Raw genomic sequence first — 16663 nt, 5'->3', positions numbered from 1 at the left:
GGGGGGGGGGGGGGGGGGGGGGGGGGGGGGGGGGGGGGGGGGGGGGCGCGCCCCCCCCCCCCCGCCGCCGGGGCCACCGTGGTCCTGCTGGGCCGCAAGCCGCGCCGCCTGGACCGTGTCTATGCCCAGGTCCAGGCCGTCGGCCCCGAACCGCTGCTGTATCCGCTGGATCTGGAGGGTGCGGGCCCCGACGACTATGCCGAACTGGCCCAGGCCCTGCAGCGCGAGCTGGGGCGCCTGGATGGAGTGCTGGTCTGTGCCGCCCATTTCCCCGGATTGACCCCGTTCGAACTGGCCGACCCGGCCAGTTTCGCCCGTGCGGTGCATGTCACGCTCACTGCTCCGGCGTGGCTGGCCCAGGCCTGCCTGCCGCTGCTGCGGCAGCGCGAGGACGCGGCCCTGGTGTTTGCGGTCGATGCCTCCGAACGGGTGGGGCAGGCCTATTGGGGTGGATACGGTGTGGCCCAGCATGGCCTGCGCGGGCTGATCACCAGCCTTCATGACGAACTCGGCCGCAGCCCGGTGCGGGTCAGCGGCCTGTATCCGGGCCCCCTGCGCACGGCGCTGCGCGCCAGGGCCTATTCCGTCGACCAGGACCCGGCCGCCCGGGGCCCGGAGGCCGCCGCTGCGGCGGCCGTGACCCTGCTGTCCGGCGCTGGGCTTTCCTGGCGGGGCCGGATTCTCGACGCCAGTGAGGCGCCCCTGCCGGAATGAGGCCGGGGGAAAGACGGAGTGAAGAACCCGTCACGATTGCGTTGCGATCCGGTGCCGTTTGTCGCACAACCGTCACATTGATGGCGTAGCGTGTTAATCTAGTGTTAACCGTTGTGGCTGCCTTCAGCCAAGCGGTAGGGAACCCCAGATAAATCTCCGACCAGCCACCCGCAGGGCTGTTTGGATGCGCTTTTTTTCCGCCATCGCCAACTCGCATCGAGGCTACCGAAAAATGACCCACCCACTCCGGATGTCCAAGCTCACCCTTGGTCTCGTGGCTGCGCTCGCCGCCGCTCCCGCCTTCGCCCAGAGCACCTCTGCCGGTGTCGGTGGCCAGGTGATGTCCGCCGCAGGCCAGCCTGTCGCCGGCGCTGAAGTCACCATCACCCACACCGAGTCGGGCACCGTTTCGCGTGCCACCACCGATGCGTCGGGTCGATACAACGCGCGCGGCCTGCGCGTGGGTGGTCCGTACACCATCACCATCACCAAGTCCGGTGAAGGCACCAAGACCGAAGAGGGTGTCTTCCTGAACCTGAATCAGGTCAACACCGTCAACGCCAGCCTCGGCGGTGACCTGGCTGCGACCAACCTGGACGCGGTGAACGTCGTCGCCACCGCAGGTGGCCTGGACCTGTTCAGCGCCACCAAGATGGGCAGCGGCAGCAACGTGACCCGCGAAACGATGGATGCGCTGCCGTCGGCCAACCGCAACATCCAGGACTACATCCGCCTGGATCCGCGCATCTCGCAGGTCAGCAAGGCTGACGGCGCGATCTCGGCCGGTGGCCAGAACACCCGCTACAACGCCATCCGCATCGACGGCATCAGCGCATCCGATCCGTTCGGCCTGGGCTCCAACAACCTGCCGACCGAGCGTCAGCCGGTGTCGATGGACGCCATCCAGGAAATCAACATCGACCTGGCCAACTACGACACCACCATCGCCGGTGGTACCGGTGCGGTGATCAACGCCGTGACCAAGTCGGGTACCAATGAGTTCCACGGCACCGTGTACGGTTCGTACCGCGACAAGGACATGGTCCGTTCGCGCCTGGAAGGCGACAAGTCGGACTTCAATGGCTTCAAGGACGAGAAGACCTATGGCATGACCTTCGGCGGCCCGATCGTCAAGGACAAGCTGTTCTTCTTCACCAACTATGAAAAGTACGAGCGTAGTGGTGGCGGTGTCAGCCTGAGCGACAGCCCGTACAACAAGGATCCGTCCAAGGGCGGTATCAGTGATGCCGACATTTCGGCTGTGCAGAAGCGCATGGCGGAATTGGGCCACCCGGTGGGCGGCGTCAGTGACTTGAACAACAAGACCGAGATCGAAGAGTACGCCGTCAAGCTGGACTGGAACATCAACGAGAACCACCGTGCGGCCCTGCGCTACAACAAGATGAAGCAGGACGTCGTCCGCTTCCCGCAGGTCAGTAGCAGCGCACTCTCGCTGAGTGACTTCTGGTACACCCAGCCGACCCAGTACGAAACCTGGATGGGTGAACTGTTCAGCGACTGGTCCGAAAACTTCTCGACCGAGTTCAAGGTCTCGCACAAGGACTACTCGTCCAACCGTGTCGCAGCCTCGCACCTGCCGCAGATGCGCGTCCGCTTCGGCAACAACTCGCTGTACCTGGGTACCGAGCAGAACACCCACACCAATCTGGTCGAGTCGAAGGAACTGAGCGCCTTCGGTGCCGGTACCTGGTACATCGGTGACCACACCGTCAAGTTCGGTTTCGATTACACCGACAATGACCTGATGAACTTCTACGGCCGTAACCTGTACGGCGCATATGACTTCCGTGACCTGGCCTCCTTCCTGACGGGCACCGCGAACGGCTACCAGCTGCGCGTTCCGCGCCCGGGCGGCAGCCTGGATGACATTCCTGCCAAGTTCCACCTGAAGAACACCGGTCTGTTCATCCAGGATACCTGGGCGGTCAACTACAACCTGAGCCTGATGTTCGGCGTCCGCGTGGACATTCCGGACTTCACCAGCCAGACCAAGTACAACGCCGACATCCAGGCTCGTTACGGCTACGACAACACCAAGCTGGTCGACAAGAGCCTGATCCAGCCGCGCGTTGGCTTCAACTACACCTTCGACAGCGATCGCCCGACCCAGCTGCGCGGTGGCGTGGGCCTGTTCGGCGGTGCTGCGCCCAATGTGTGGCTGGCAGGTGCTTACCAGAACACCGGCCTGAACTACGTCGAGTACAACGTTCCGGGTAATCCGGGTGGCTTCAGCGTCGATGCCGATAATCCGTTCATTCCGGACCCGTCGCGTATCGTTGCGCGCCAGAACGTCGACATCATCAACCCGGGCACCCGCCTGCCGTCGGTGTGGAAGGCGAACCTGGCCTTCGATCATGAACTGCCGTGGTACGGCATCGTGGCGTCGGCCGAACTGCTGTTCACCAAGGTCAAGGATGGCCTGTACTTCGAGCGCCTGGACCTGACCAATGGCAAGGGCAATGGCCCGACCTTCGTGTCTGCACAGGACGGTCGTGAGATCTACTGGAACGACAAGGGCCTGAACCAGGCCAACAGCAAGATCGACACCCGCACCGGCGACAACCTGGGCATGGAGAACGGCACCAACGGCGTGCTGAATCGCAACTACCGCCCGAACAACATTGGCGACGTGCTGCTCCTGCGCAACACCGACAAGGGTCGTGGCAGCCAGGCTACCTTCTCGCTGGCCAAGCCGCTGACCGAGAACTGGGGCTGGTCGCTGGGTTACACCTACACCCAGTCGAAGGAAGTGAGCCCGCTGACCAGCTCGCAGAACACCTCGAACTGGAACAACACCCAGATCCTGAACGCCAACGAGAACATCGCGTACAACTCGCGCTATGGGATCAAGGACCGTATCACCGGCACCCTGGAGTGGAAGCACAACTTCTTCGGTGACAATGCTACCCGTATCGGCCTGTTCTACGAAGGTCGCTCGGGCCGTCCGTACAGCTACGTGTTCTACAACGATGCCAACGGCGACAGCGCCATCGGCAACGATCTGTTCTACGTGCCGAAGGGTGTGGGCGACGTGCTGTTCACTGGCGGCGCAACGATGGAGAAGAAGTTCTTCGATTGGCTGGCGCAGAACCCGGAACTCGAGGCCTACCGTGGCAGCGTGGTCCCGGCCAACTCGCACCGCGCCAAGTGGGTCAACAGCTTCGACGTTCGTATCAGCCAGGAATTCCCGGGCTTCGTGAAGGGTCACAAGGGTGAAGTCGCCCTGGACATCATGAATGTCGGCAACCTGCTGAACAAGAAGTGGGGCCTCATTGACGACTACGGCTTCTATGCAACCCGCCGCGTGGGCAACTTCGCAGGTATCGATCCGGCCACCGGGAAGTATGTGTACTCGTTCACCGGTGCGGATGATTCCTCGATCCAGGAAAACAACAATGACAAGGGCAACACTGCCGTGTCGCGTTGGTCCATGCAGCTGACTGTGAAGTACAAGTTCTGATCCGTCAGAGCTTGATGATGTAAACGGAAACGGCCGGGGAAACCCGGCCGTTTTCCGTTCAGGCGAAAGTCCTTGCAGGCCACTCCGCATCGGCGTAGCATCCAGAAATGTGCGCGGTGCCAACGCCGCCGATGCGGTCCCGGAAAGGCGAACGCGGGGAGCACACATCCAACGGTCGGGCTTCCCGGCCGTTTTGCTTTTTAAGGGGGCGGCAGTACAGTCGGAAACCTTGAAGGAAGCAAAAAATTGGACATGACCACGAACGAAAAATCAGCCCGCGCACTGCCGGTGCAGGACGCACGGATCTACCCGCGCGGTGGGCTGGATGTGCTGTCGCGGGCCGAAGTGGCCCGCCTGCGCGATGCCTCTGCCGGCGGCATGCACGAGCTGCTGCGCCGCTGCGCGCTGGCCGTGTTGACCAGCGGCAGTGCCTCTGACGATCCGCGCGCGGCGCGCGATCTGTATCCCGATTTCGACATCCAGGTGGCGCAGCAGGATCGCGGCGTGCGCATCGACCTGGTCAACGCACCGGCCATGGCCTTCGTCGATGGCGAGATCATCCGCGGTGTTGCCGAACTGCTGTTCGCCGTGGTGCGTGACCTGGCCTACATGGCCATCGAGATGGGTCCTGCCTACGCGGCCGAGCTGGAGTCGTCCGAGGGCATCACCAACGCGGTGTTCGGCCTGCTGCGCAATGCGCGCATCCTCAACCCGGGTGACCCGAACCTGGTGGTGTGCTGGGGCGGCCACTCGATCTCGCGCGACGAGTATCTGTACACCAAGCAGGTGGGCTATGAACTGGGCCTGCGCGGCCTGGACATCTGCACCGGCTGCGGCCCGGGCGCGATGAAGGGTCCGATGAAGGGTGCCACGATCGCACATGCCAAGCAGCGCCGTACCGTGACGCGCTACATCGGCCTGACCGAGCCGGGCATCATCGCCGCCGAGTCGCCGAACCCGATCGTCAACCACCTGGTGATCATGCCGGACATCGAGAAGCGCCTGGAGGCCTTCGTCCGCATCGGCCACGGCATCATTGTGTTCGCCGGTGGCGTCGGTACCGCCGAGGAGATCCTGTACCTGCTCGGCATCCTGCTGCGCGAGGAAAACAAGGACCTGCCGTTCCCGCTGATCCTGACCGGACCGACCGTGGCGGCGCCGTACTTCGAGCAGATCGACCGCTTCATCCGCCTGACCCTGGGTGACGCGGCCGCCGAGCGCTACGAGATCATCATCGGCGACCCGGTGGCGGTGGCGAAGAAGATGGCCAACGGCATCAAGCGCGTGCGCGAGCACCGCCTGGCGCAGAAGGACTCGTTCTTCTTCAACTGGTCGATCGAGATTCCGTGGGAGTACCAGCAGCCGTTCGTGCCCACCCACGAGGCGATGGCCGCATTGGACCTGCACCACGGGCGTGCCCCGCACGCGCTGGCGGCCGACCTGCGCCGGGCGTTCTCGGGCATCGTCGCCGGTAACGTGAAGGAAGACGGCATGCATCGCATCGAACAGTTCGGGCCGTTCCAGATCCATGGCGACCCGGACATGATGCAGGCGCTGGACGCGTTGCTGCGCGCTTTCGTCGAGCAGCGCCGGATGAAGATCTCCGGCGAATACCAGCCCTGCTACCAGGTGCTGGCCTGAGCCCGGGCCGGTGCGATGGGGATCGCGCCGGCCGGGGTGGGAGGGTGCGGGTCGTCAAGGCTTTGACGCCCGTCGCCCTGGATTGACCGTTCATCCTGCCGCCGCTTGCCGGTGGCGGGACGATGGCCCATCGTGGCCATCAACACGCTGGGGAGCGTCCAATGTCTTTGCGCCGGCAAAACGGCTTCACGCTGGTCGAGTTGATGATCACGCTGGTCATCCTGGTCATTCTGGCCAGCATCTCCTATCCCAGCTTCCGCACCGCGATGCGCTCGAACCGGCTGACCACCACCAACAACGAGGTGATCGGTCTGTTGTCGCTCGCTCGCAGCGAGGCCATCCGCAACCGCCATGGTGGCGGGGTGTGCGGCAGCAGCAACGGCACGTCCTGCGATGGTGAGTGGAGCAAGGGCATGCTGGCCTGGGGCGACGCCGATGGCGATGGCTCCGTCAGCGGCAGCGAAAGCGTGCTGCGCTTCTCCAAGGGCAGCAGCAGCCTGGCGGTCGAGGCTCCCAGCCCAACCGTCATCACCTTCGATTCCCAGGGACGCCGCCGCGCGTCCGCCGACCAGGTCGTGAGCCTGGTGCCGCAAGGCTGCAAGACGGGTGACCCCATGCGGACCCTGACCGTCCTGTTCTCCGGCCAGGTCCGCTCCACCGCAGGAACCTGCAAATGAAACGTCGTCGTTCCGGCATGGGCGGGCCTGCCCGCAGTCGTGGCTTCAGCCTGATCGAGGTGCTGATCGCGCTGCTGGTGCTGGCGTTCGGCCTGCTTGGCTTTGCGCTGCTGCAGACCATGAACGTGCGGTTCGTGCAGAGCGCCAGCCAGCGCACCCAGGCCACCAGCCTGGCCTACGATCTGATCGAGCTGATGCGCGTGCAGCGCAGCGAAACCCTCAACGGTGGCGAATACACCAAGGCCTCCTTCACTGCCGGCTCGGTCACCGCGCCGGCTGGCCCCTGCACCTGGCCCAACAGTGCCGACGTGACAGCCTCCAAGGCGAACGTGGCGCGCTGGCAATGCCAGGTCGTCAAGGTGCTGGGAGGCAAGGCCAGCGCCAACGTGACCGTCAATGATGGTCTGGTCACGGTGGGCATCGGCTGGGGAGACGAGCGATGGAACGCAGCCAATCCCGACAGCATCACCACGTTCACCCTGGTTACCCGTCTATGAAGCGCGCGCCTTCCGCTGCCAGCCATGCGGCTGGCCTCTCGCTGGTTGAACTGCTGATCTCGCTGGTCATCGGCCTGGTGCTGATGCTGGGCGTGACCCAGATCTTCATGGCTTCGCGGGCGGCCTCGCAGCTGTCCGAAGGTGTCGCGCGCACCCAGGAGAACGCCCGATTCGCATTGGAGTTCCTCGAGCGCGACATCCGGATGGCCGGGCACATGGGCTGCGTGAATGACCAGGCGCACCTGGTGCGCGCCCAGGACAGTGTCAAGGTCAACATTGCCGGCGTGAAGTCGGGTGATGGCAGCCCGATGGACTTCTCGGTGCCGATCCAGGGTTACGAGGCGCAGGGCACCGCGCCTGGCAACAAGCTGACCCTCGGCGCAAGCTGGGGGGCTGCCGGCAGCACGCCGTCGGCGATCACCAATCTGAAGCCCAAACCGCTTGGCGGCAGCGACATCATCGTGATGCGCTACCTGGCGCCGGAAGGCTCGCCGGTGCTGTCCATCGGCTCCGGCACTTCGCCGGACATCACGATCGCCAGTGACGCGGCGGCCCGCCTGTCGGCCGGTGCCGTCACCACGCCCTCGGCGTTTGCCGTGGCCGATTGCAGCAAGGTGGACGTGTTTGCGGGAAAAATCGCCGGCAGCACGATCACGGCCAGCAAAGCCGATCTCTCGGCGTATTCGGCCAACAACGCGGTGACCATGGTCTATCGGGTGGAATCGATGGCGTACTACGTGGCAACGAATACCGCCGGCGAACCCGCGCTGTACCGCGCGCGTGGCGCTGGCGACAACACGTTCGCCACCGGTGAGGAGCTGGTGGAGGGCATTGAGAGCCTGCAGTTCCTCTACGGCCAGGATACCGAGACGGCGATCAGCAGCACCGCGCCGCCGACCGGGGTAATCGCCTTCCAGAAGACTGCCAGCGGGGTCAGTACCGGTACCGATGCCGCCGCTGTCGCTGCGTGGCGACGGGTTGGCCTGGTGCAGTTTGGACTGCTGGTGCGCAGCCCGCAGCGCGCCGCGGCCGAGCAGGCCAATACGGCCGTGGCCCAGCTGGGCGTGCTCGGCGTTGGCTTCAATCCGCCCACGACCTACGACGATCGCTACCGCGCCTCCTACGAGGTGTCCGTGGCACTGCGCAACCGACTGTTCGGGAACTGACCCATGAAGCCCTCCGTCTCCCGTCGATTCCAGGGGCGTACGCAGCAGCGCGGTGCGGTGCTGTACGTGGCTCTGATGCTGTTGATCCTGCTGTCGCTGATCGGCGTGGTCGGCATGCAGGTGGCAAGCATGCAGGAGCGCATGTCCTCCAACTACCGGGCCGCCAACGTGGCGTTCCAGGCCAGCGAGCGGGCGGTCCGTGACGCCGAGCGGTCGATCGAGGAGATCGACAACAATACCGGCGACGGCGGCTCGTTGAAGGCTGACGCCATCAAGCGCATCTGCGATGACGGCTTCGATCCCACCCGCTGGGTGGGAGAGCAGAAACTGTCGGCGGCGCCGGTGGTCAGCGTGCGCCGCATCGACGCCTGCATCCAGGGCGAATCGACGCTGGGCATGGGCACGCCGGAAAGCGAAGAGCCCACCCGCGTCTACCAGATCACCGCGTTCGGCTCCGATCGCGATGCCGCCACCAGCAACGAGGGTACTTCCTCGGCGGCTGTCGACACTGTTTTCAAGCTTTGAGGAACCCGGTCATGGCGACCCGAAAGATCAAGATCCTGGCCGGCTCCGGGCTGTTGCTGGCGGTGGCTGGCGGCACCTGGCTTGCGATGAACCTGTTCGCCGCGCAGGCGCAGGGCACATTGTCGCAGCACCCGATGAACCTGAAGGTCTCCGCGCCGCCGTCATTCATCATGGCGGTGGATGATTCGGGTTCGATGACCTTCCAGACCCAGTTCCCAGGGCAGGATGGAACGGCGTGCTGGAACTATGCCCGGCAGAGCTTCTTCAGATCCAAGGGTGTACTGAACACCGTTGACGACATCATCAGTGGCTACGATCGCTATGGAAATCCCATCTATGGCGCGGGTGAGTGCGACTACTTCTATGTACTGCCAGGTGCCCGAATCAACGACAACAGCGGCATTCCCGCGCTGGACGTATTCGGGTTCGCGCGATCGGCCGCCTACAATCCGGCGTACTACGATCCGAACATCAAGTACGAGCCTTGGCTGAACATCGTCAAGGAAGAGGTCGTGTCCTATCCTCAGGCCAATACGACAGCCACCCTCATTGATCCGCGTGACACGGGTAATTCGCTATCGCTTGCTGCGAGCTACCTGGGTAAATCCAGTTGGGATGTCCAACGGATGCAGAAGGGCATGGTTGCGCCGCAGGGGCAGGCCTATGCGAATGTGACCCGATACGAGGATCGCTCGGGGAACGTAACGTATACATTCGGTAGCGAAAACAGCAATGGCAATAGCGCTGGCCGAAGCTGGACTTCGGCGGATTACGCATCTCTCAGGTACGTTCCGGCAACATTCTTCATGCCCTACAGCAGTGATGCGGACCCCCGTCCCCAGCTGCCGGGGACGACCAATGCATATGCGGGCGTGAAGCGCACCAGAATTGCGGGTGCCTGTGGCCCAGGGTGTGACATGTGGAAGTATGTCATCGCATCCGGTGATGCCGCCGCGCTCCAGAATTTCGCCAACTGGTACTCCTACTACGGTAACCGAAACCGCGCGATGATCGCCGGCATGACGCATGCGTTGAACGTCAACGACATGTATGTCGGCTACTTCAAGATCAACGACTTCCTGAAGTACAACAGCTCGTCGGATGATGCGAAGCGTCTCGCGATCCAGGACATGAGCCTGATCTCGCAAAAGGCGAAACTGTACAGCGACATGATTGCGCTGACCGCCAATGGCGGTACGCCCAACCGAAATGCGGTCAATGCGGCCGGCCTGCAGTTCATGCGAACCGACGATGCGGCCCCCATCAAGCTTTCCTGCCAGAAAAACGCGGTGATGCTGTTCACCGATGGCTACAGCAACAACGGCAACGGGTTCCCATCGAGTTCGATTCCCACCCCAGGGAACATTGACGGTGCCATGGGTGCCCCGTTCAAGGACAGCAACTCGGATACGATGGCTGATATCGCGGCGTATTATTACGTCAATCCGTTGCGCACCGATACCGCGATGCCCAAGGGCAATGTGCCGGTGCCGGAGCAGTGCGCGACCAGTACCGACAAGTCGCTGGACTGCAACAAGAACCTGCATATCAACTTCTACGGGATCACCCTGGGTGCGCGTGGCAACCTGTTCGATCCGGACAAACAGCAGAATCCGTATACCGATTCGGCCATCTACAACAACTGGCCGCCACGTCAGAACAACAACCCCAGCACCGTGGATGACATCTGGCACGCCGCGACCAATACCCGCGGTGAGTACATCAACGCGCGTACTCCGGCAGACATCACCACGGCCATGCGCCGGGTGCTCTCGTCGGTCACCTCCGGGCCAGCGCCTTCGGGCAGCCAGGGCCTGACCGGCGCGCGTATCGGTACCGGGTCGCTGGCGGTCACGCCCCAGTTCGAAGTGGCCAACGAGGAAACCGATTGGTTCAGTCGCCTGAAGGCATCCAAGCTTGCGGTGAACGACAAGACGCAGCAGACCGAGTACACGCAGGTGTGGGAAGCGGCGGAGAAACTGGGGGCGCAGCGTTCGCGCACCATCGTTGCCACCAAGGGCAATGCTGCAGTTGACTTCAGCAGCACCAATATCGCCTTCACCGACCTCTGCAACAAGGATGAGAAGCAGTATCCGGGCATTGCGCGCTGTTCCGCGACCGAGGCTGAAAAGCTGGGCGGCGACATCGCCACGGCCATGGCTTATCTGCGCGGCGACGCATCGCGCGAAGTACGCAACTCGGGGGGCATCTATCGCACCCGTACCACCGTGCTGGGCGACATTGTCAATTCCAGCCCGGTGATCAGTTCGCCCCGCGATGACTATGGCTACCAGCGCATCAGCACCGCGATGGCGACCTCGTATGCGACGTACCTGACCCGCAAGCGCAACAATGGCCGCTACATGGTCTATGTCGGTGCCAACGACGGCATGCTGCATGCCTTCGACGGTGGCATGAACGGCAATGGCGTAAGTGACGGTGCCGGAGGCAGCGAGACCTTCGCCTACATCCCTGGAACCGCGCTGGGCCACATGGCCAACCTGCTGTATCCCTACGTGGCGGCCAACAAGTCCGACCAGCGCTTCCGTCATCGCTACTACGTGGATGGACCGATCGCGGTGGCGGATGCACAGATCGGTGGCAACTGGGCCACGGCGCTCGTCGGTACGGCGGGCGCCGGTGGGCGCTCGGTGTTCGCGCTGGATGTAACCACGCCGTCCAGCTTCGGCACCGGCAATCGCCTGTGGGAAATCAGTGACGTGGCGCCGGGGCTCGACAGCACCATAAAGGCGAACATCGGCCATGTCCTTGGCAAGCCGGTGATCGTGCCGGTGAAGGAAGGGACCGGGGTGGCGTGGAAAGCGATCTTCGGCAACGGTTACAACAGCCTCAGCCGCAAGGCCGTGCTGTTCGTGGTCGACCTGGGATCGGGCGCGGTGCGGATGATCACTGCTACCGAGGCCGCAGCAACCGCACCCGCCGGTGACAATGGCCTGGGCAACATCGTGGCTGTCGACCGTTGGCGCGCCGACAGCGCCGGTGGGACGGGGCGTGTACGTGGCCGTGACGGCCTGGCGGACACGATCTATGCGGCCGACCAGCGCGGCGCGCTGTGGAAGTTCGACCTGGAAAGCACGGCGACCTCGGTCACCACGCCGGTGTTCACCACGGCGCGCCAGACCAACAACAACAACCAGGTGTATCGCCAGCCGATTACCGGTGGCATGACCGCCGTGACCGGACCCGGTGGTGGCGTGATGCTGGTGCTGGGTACCGGCAGCTTCTCCTTCGACAATGACCCCCAGGATCTCACCGCGCAATCGCTGTACGGTGTCAACGACACCAGCAAGGACCAGCCGGAGGCCACGATCGTGCCCGCCAATCTGGTGGCCTATACGGTGACCACCACCAACAAGTTGCGCACGGTCACGGCCACGCCCTTCTCCGGGGCGGCGCGCGGATGGAGCATTGCACTGCCCGGCGCAGGTGAACGCTTTGTTGGTAATCCTGCCGTGGCGTCGGGAACGGTGTTCATGCCGACCTACATGCCTACCGCGGGTGGCCGTGGCTGTTCGACCGAGGGAAGCAACTGGCTGTTTGGCCTCAATCCGATCTCGGGTGTTGCATCGCTGGAGCAGGCGCGGGTCGGGTCCATTACCGGCACGCCCTACGGAGCGGGCACGGCTGGCGTGAGTCTCGACACCGGCGGCACCGCACCGGTGAAGGACGTCAATGTCTCGGTGATGCCACGCCTGGCAAAGGGTGCCGATCGAGGCGGACGTGCCTGCTGGATGGCGGTCAACGTGGCGGGTGCTCCGACGATGTACGTGCCTTATCCCTGCGGTCGCCAATCCTGGCGCCAGATCCAGTAACGAAGACATGCCCATGAGCCTGAACACTCTTTCCCGTACCCTGCGTCGTCCCGGCAAACAGCACGGTTTCTCCCTCATCGAACTGATGATCGTGGTGATCGTGCTCGGCATCCTGGCCGCGATTGTCGTTCCGTCATACCAGCAGTACATCCGCCAGTCGCACCGGGGCGTGGCCAAGGCGGACCTGGTGGAATACGCGCAGCGTGCTGAGCGCTACTACTCGGTGAACAACACCTACTCGGGTTTCGCGCTGCCCAGCAAGGTGTCGCCGCGCGAGGGCGGGACCACACGGTACGCCATCACGTTCGATGGCAAGGCGTCCTCGTTCACGCTGACTGCGACGCCCCAGGGCAACCAGACCAAGGACAGCTGCGGGACGCTGAGCGTGGACCAGGCCAACCGCAAAACGGCCAGCGGCACGGTTTCCGATTGCTGGTAAATCAGGTGTTGATCTTCCTCTGAACGCCCAGTACAATGCGCCTCCCCGCCCGAATAGCTCAGCCGGTTAGAGCACTTGACTGTTAATCAGGGGGTCGTTGGTTCGAGTCCAACTTCGGGCGCCAGATACTGCAAAAGCCGCGAGAAATCGCGGCTTTTGTCGTTTTGGCCCGTCAGCAGGGAAGGGTGCGGTCGACACGCTCGCTGCGGATGCGGCCGCCGTTGTTGATGACCAACCTGCCATGCAGCCGGTCTCCTGCACAGATGCGCAGCGTCAGATTGGCACCGGGACTGCGCCCGTCAGGCTGGAAGAACAGCAGCGGCCGTCCACCGCTGGCCTGGGCGACGATGGCGATGTCGGTCCGGCCTTGATGGTGGATCAGGATGTCCTGGGCGGATGCTGGTGTCCCCCGGTGCCTGCCGCTGCGATAGATGATCCACCCTGCGCTCCAGTCGCGGGAGCACTGCTCACCGTCGTCGCTGGCGCACAGCCCGATCAGTTCGCGGCGCTTCAGGGCCTCGCTTCTGGCGCTGGAAAGACTGGCATGCAGGGTCAGCTGCAGGGCGTCGGCGCGTTGCCGCAACAGCACCGGGCGCAGGGCCGGCCAGCTCACGGCCAGCAGAACGGAAAGGATGGCGATCACCACCAGCATCTCGACCAGATGCATGCCGCGTGATGCTGAACGACAGTGGGCGGGAGTGCGATGCATGGCATCAAGCCTCGCGCCGCAGCGGGGCGGCCGCCATCAGGCACTGCCGCGCCCGCCTGCCCGGAAAGCCCTCAGCCGGCCGTCACCCCTTGCCCCGTATACTTGTCCTTCCCGGGAACTGGCAACACCATGAGCGACCGTTTCGAACTCGTCTCGCCGTATTCGCCGGCAGGCGACCAGCCTGATGCCATCGCGAAGCTGACCAGCAACTTCGAGGCGGGCATCGCCAAGCAGACCCTGCTGGGCGTCACCGGCTCGGGCAAGACCTACACCATCGCCAACGTCATCCAGAACGTGCAGAAACCGACGCTGATCATGGCGCCGAACAAGACGCTGGCGGCGCAGCTGTATGGTGAGTTCAAGGCGTTCTTCCCGCACAACGCGGTCGAGTATTTCGTCAGCTACTACGACTACTACCAGCCGGAGGCCTACGTGCCTTCGTCGGACACCTTCATCGAGAAGGACAGTTCGATCAACGAGCACATCGAGCAGATGCGGCTGGCCGCGACCAAGACCCTGCTGTCGCGCCCGGATGCGATCGTGGTGGCCACGGTGTCGGCGATCTATGGCCTGGGTGCGCCGGAGGACTACCTGTCGCTGCGCCTGATCCTGTCCAAGGGCGAGCGCATCGACCAGCGCGACCTGATCAATCACCTGACCCAGCTGCAGTACACGCGCAACGAGTACGAGCTGCAGCGCGGCACGTTCCGCGTGCGTGGCGAAGTGATCGACGTGTTCCCGGCCGAGTCGGACAGCGAAGCGCTGCGCATCGAGCTGTTCGACGGCGAGGTCGAGAAGATCACCCTGTTCGACCCGCTCACCGGTGAGACGATGCGCAACATGCAGCGTTTCACCGTCTACCCCAAGACCCACTACGCCACTACCCGCGAACGCGTGCTGGCCGCGGTGGAAACGATCAAGGTGGAGTTGAAGGAGCGGCTTGAGCAGCTGTACGCGGAAAACAAGCTGGTGGAGGCGCAGCGCCTAGCACAGCGCACGCAGTTCGACATCGAGATGATGGCCGAGGTCGGGTTCTGCAACGGTATCGAGAACTACTCGCGGCACCTGACCGGCAAGAACGCCGGCGAGCCGCCACCGACGCTGTTCGACTACCTGCCGCCGGACGCGCTGCTGGTCATCGACGAATCGCACGTGACCATTCCGCAGATCGGCGCCATGTTCAAGGGCGATCGCTCGCGCAAGGAGACCCTGGTCGAGTTCGGATTCCGCCTGCCGTCGGCACTGGACAACCGACCGCTGCGTTTCGAGGAATGGGAGGCGCGTTGCCCGCGCGCGATCTACGTGTCCGCCACGCCGGGCCCGTATGAGTACCGCGAGGCCGGCGACGAGATCACCGAGCTGGTGGTGCGCCCGACAGGCCTGATCGATCCGGTGGTGGAGATCCGCCCGGTGGGCACCCAGGTCGACGACCTGATGAGCGAGGCCAACGCGCGCATCAAGGCCGGTGACCGAGTGCTGGTCACCACGCTGACCAAGCGCATGGCCGAGAACCTCACCGAATACCTGACCGAACACGGTATCCGCGTGCGTTACCTGCACTCGGACGTGGATACGGTCGAGCGCGTGGAGATCATCCGCGACCTGCGCCTGGGCAAGTTCGATGTGCTGGTGGGCATCAACCTGCTGCGTGAAGGCCTGGACATGCCCGAGGTGTCGCTGGTGGCGATCCTCGACGCCGACAAGGAAGGCTTCCTGCGCTCCACCGGTTCGCTGATCCAGACCATCGGCCGCGCCGCCCGCAATGTGCGCGGCAAGGCGATCCTGTATGCGGACAAGGTGACCCGCTCGATGCAGGCAGCGATCGACGAGACCGACCGCCGCCGCGCCAAGCAGGTCGAGTACAACGAAGAACATGGCATCGTGCCGCGCTCGGTCGCGCGCCCGATCGTCGACGTCCTCGAAGGTGCGCGTTCGGATGCGGCGGAGAAGGAAGCCAAGAAGGGCAAGGGCAAGGGCAGGGCGGGTGTTGCCGAGGACGGAGCCGATTACCGTTCGCTCGGTCCGGCCCAGCTGGCGGCGCGTCTCAAGGCGCTGGAACAGAAGATGTACCAGCACGCCAAGGACCTGGAATTCGAGGATGCCGCACGGGTGCGTGACCAGATCCGGCAGCTGAAGGAAGCGAGTCTGGGCTGAACGCGGCGGTGCAGCATCTTCTTCACAAAAGTGTTGCGCTTCACGGCCGGCATCCGTAATATACGCGGCCTGCACCGACGCAATCGCGGACGTTCAGAAGCAAAAACGGGCGGTTAGCTCAGCGGTAGAGCACTACCTTGACATGGTAGGGGTCACAGGTTCGAACCCTGTACCGCCCACCACGAAGTCTCCGGAAGGAGGCTGTCGTGAACTGAAGAGCCCGGCCCTGGCGCCGGGTTTTTACGTAGCAAGGCCAGCTTTCGGGCGGCAGGAACAAGATGGGCGGTTAGCTCAGCGGTAGAGCACTACCTTGACATGGTAGGGGTCACAGGTTCGAACCCTGTACCGCCCACCACCTGGCTCCCGGCATTGCCGGTGCAGCGGTGGATCACGATGAAAGCCGGCCCTGGGCCGGCTTTTTCGTTTACGACGGTTGCCGGTGTCGAGCGTCAGCGCTGGGCAACCCATTCGTCGATGCTGATCATGCGCTGCAGCCGCCAGTGCCCGTCCACGCGTTCCCAGACCTGCGCGAAGCGCGCCGAGCCGGCTTGCCGCTGCGGGGCGTCGGCCTGCAGCGGCTGATTGCCTACGCGCAATACGCGATCCTGGCGTAGCCGGTACAACTGCAGGGCCGTCGGCTCCGGTGTCTGGTCATGTGCCGGGGGCACGCCCGCATGCCCGGCGTCGGCCTGCAGGATCTGGCTGCGCAGGGAGGCATCCCCGGCGTCGGCATCGCGGCCGAACAGGCCAGCGCACAACAGCAGCAGGGCAAGCATCGGCATGGCACGGTGCTCCGGAGAAGGGAGTCCAGCGTGGCACTGCCCCCT

General features: G+C 64.0%; 11 protein-coding genes, 3 tRNA genes and 1 pseudogene. 13 read left to right on the top strand and 2 right to left on the bottom strand.

All coding sequences use genetic code 11. The features are described from left to right. Nucleotides 1–63 precede the first annotated feature (63 nt). The 10 genes and pseudogenes from O0K41_RS08020 to O0K41_RS07975 form a co-directional block, all read left to right on the top strand. Nucleotides 64–714: pseudogene (locus O0K41_RS08020) on the top strand (SDR family NAD(P)-dependent oxidoreductase); the annotation flags it as partial. A gap of 232 nt (nt 715–946) precedes the next feature. After that, nucleotides 947–4195 (top strand): carboxypeptidase regulatory-like domain-containing protein, encoded by a 3249-nt coding sequence (locus tag O0K41_RS08015; protein ID WP_164222308.1) that lies wholly within the window; start codon nt 947–949, stop codon nt 4193–4195. A 252-nt stretch (nt 4196–4447) separates the two neighbouring features. Further along, nucleotides 4448–5836: a nucleotide 5'-monophosphate nucleosidase PpnN gene (ppnN, locus tag O0K41_RS08010; RefSeq protein ID WP_049451345.1), complete on the top strand. Its 1389-nt coding sequence runs from the start codon at nt 4448–4450 to the stop codon at nt 5834–5836. A 161-nt stretch (nt 5837–5997) separates the two neighbouring features. Further along, nucleotides 5998–6513 carry a Tfp pilus assembly protein FimT/FimU gene (locus O0K41_RS08005; protein WP_005408856.1) on the top strand — a complete coding sequence of 172 codons (516 nt, stop codon included), beginning with the start codon at nt 5998–6000 and terminating at the stop codon, nt 6511–6513. Further along, nucleotides 6510–7010: a type IV pilus modification protein PilV gene (pilV, locus tag O0K41_RS08000; protein WP_005408857.1), complete on the top strand. Its 501-nt coding sequence runs from the start codon at nt 6510–6512 to the stop codon at nt 7008–7010. Before O0K41_RS08005 ends, pilV begins: the two co-directional genes overlap by 4 nt. Further along, entirely contained in the window at nt 7007–8176 is a 1170-nt protein-coding gene (locus tag O0K41_RS07995) for a PilW family protein (protein WP_005408858.1), read from the top strand. The genes pilV and O0K41_RS07995 overlap by 4 nt, the downstream gene beginning before the upstream one ends. 3 nt (nt 8177–8179) lie before the next feature. After that, a complete protein-coding gene (locus tag O0K41_RS07990; RefSeq protein WP_005408859.1) occupies nt 8180–8701 on the top strand; it encodes a PilX N-terminal domain-containing pilus assembly protein in 522 nt (173 codons plus the stop codon). Nucleotides 8702–8712: 11 nt separating this feature from the next. Continuing rightward, nucleotides 8713–12534 carry a PilC/PilY family type IV pilus protein gene (locus tag O0K41_RS07985; RefSeq protein WP_049451346.1) on the top strand — a complete coding sequence of 1274 codons (3822 nt, stop codon included), beginning with the start codon at nt 8713–8715 and terminating at the stop codon, nt 12532–12534. Between the two features lie 13 nt (nt 12535–12547). Then, nucleotides 12548–12973: a type IV pilin protein gene (locus O0K41_RS07980; RefSeq protein WP_005408861.1), complete on the top strand. Its 426-nt coding sequence runs from the start codon at nt 12548–12550 to the stop codon at nt 12971–12973. A 47-nt stretch (nt 12974–13020) separates the two neighbouring features. Next, nucleotides 13021–13097 (top strand) — tRNA-Asn (locus tag O0K41_RS07975). Between the two features lie 48 nt (nt 13098–13145). Here O0K41_RS07975 and O0K41_RS07970 read toward each other — a convergent pair. Further along, on the bottom strand, nt 13146–13682 hold the full coding sequence (locus O0K41_RS07970) for a GspH/FimT family pseudopilin (protein ID WP_262091504.1): 537 nt from the start codon (nt 13680–13682) through the stop codon (nt 13146–13148). Nucleotides 13683–13811: 129 nt separating this feature from the next. Here O0K41_RS07970 and uvrB point away from each other — a divergent pair, with 129 nt between their 5' ends. From uvrB to O0K41_RS07955, 3 genes are all read left to right on the top strand, one after another. Then, complete coding sequence (gene uvrB, locus O0K41_RS07965) at nt 13812–15836, top strand: excinuclease ABC subunit UvrB (protein ID WP_164222312.1); 2025 nt, start codon at nt 13812–13814, stop codon at nt 15834–15836. Between the two features lie 107 nt (nt 15837–15943). Next, a tRNA-Val gene (locus tag O0K41_RS07960) sits at nt 15944–16018 on the top strand. 98 nt (nt 16019–16116) lie between these two features. Then, nucleotides 16117–16191, top strand: a tRNA-Val gene (locus O0K41_RS07955). Between the two features lie 94 nt (nt 16192–16285). Here the strand turns inward: O0K41_RS07955 and O0K41_RS07950 are convergent. Next, nucleotides 16286–16618 (bottom strand): hypothetical protein, encoded by a 333-nt coding sequence (locus O0K41_RS07950; RefSeq protein ID WP_123958394.1) that lies wholly within the window; start codon nt 16616–16618, stop codon nt 16286–16288. Nucleotides 16619–16663: the final 45 nt, after the last annotated feature.

Origin of the sequence: Stenotrophomonas sp. Sm2128, assembly GCF_030985535.1 — a bacterium.
GTDB lineage: Bacteria > Pseudomonadota > Gammaproteobacteria > Xanthomonadales > Xanthomonadaceae > Stenotrophomonas > Stenotrophomonas maltophilia.
Note: the sequence above shows the minus strand (reverse complement) of the source record. Positions and strands in the feature narration are given on the sequence as shown.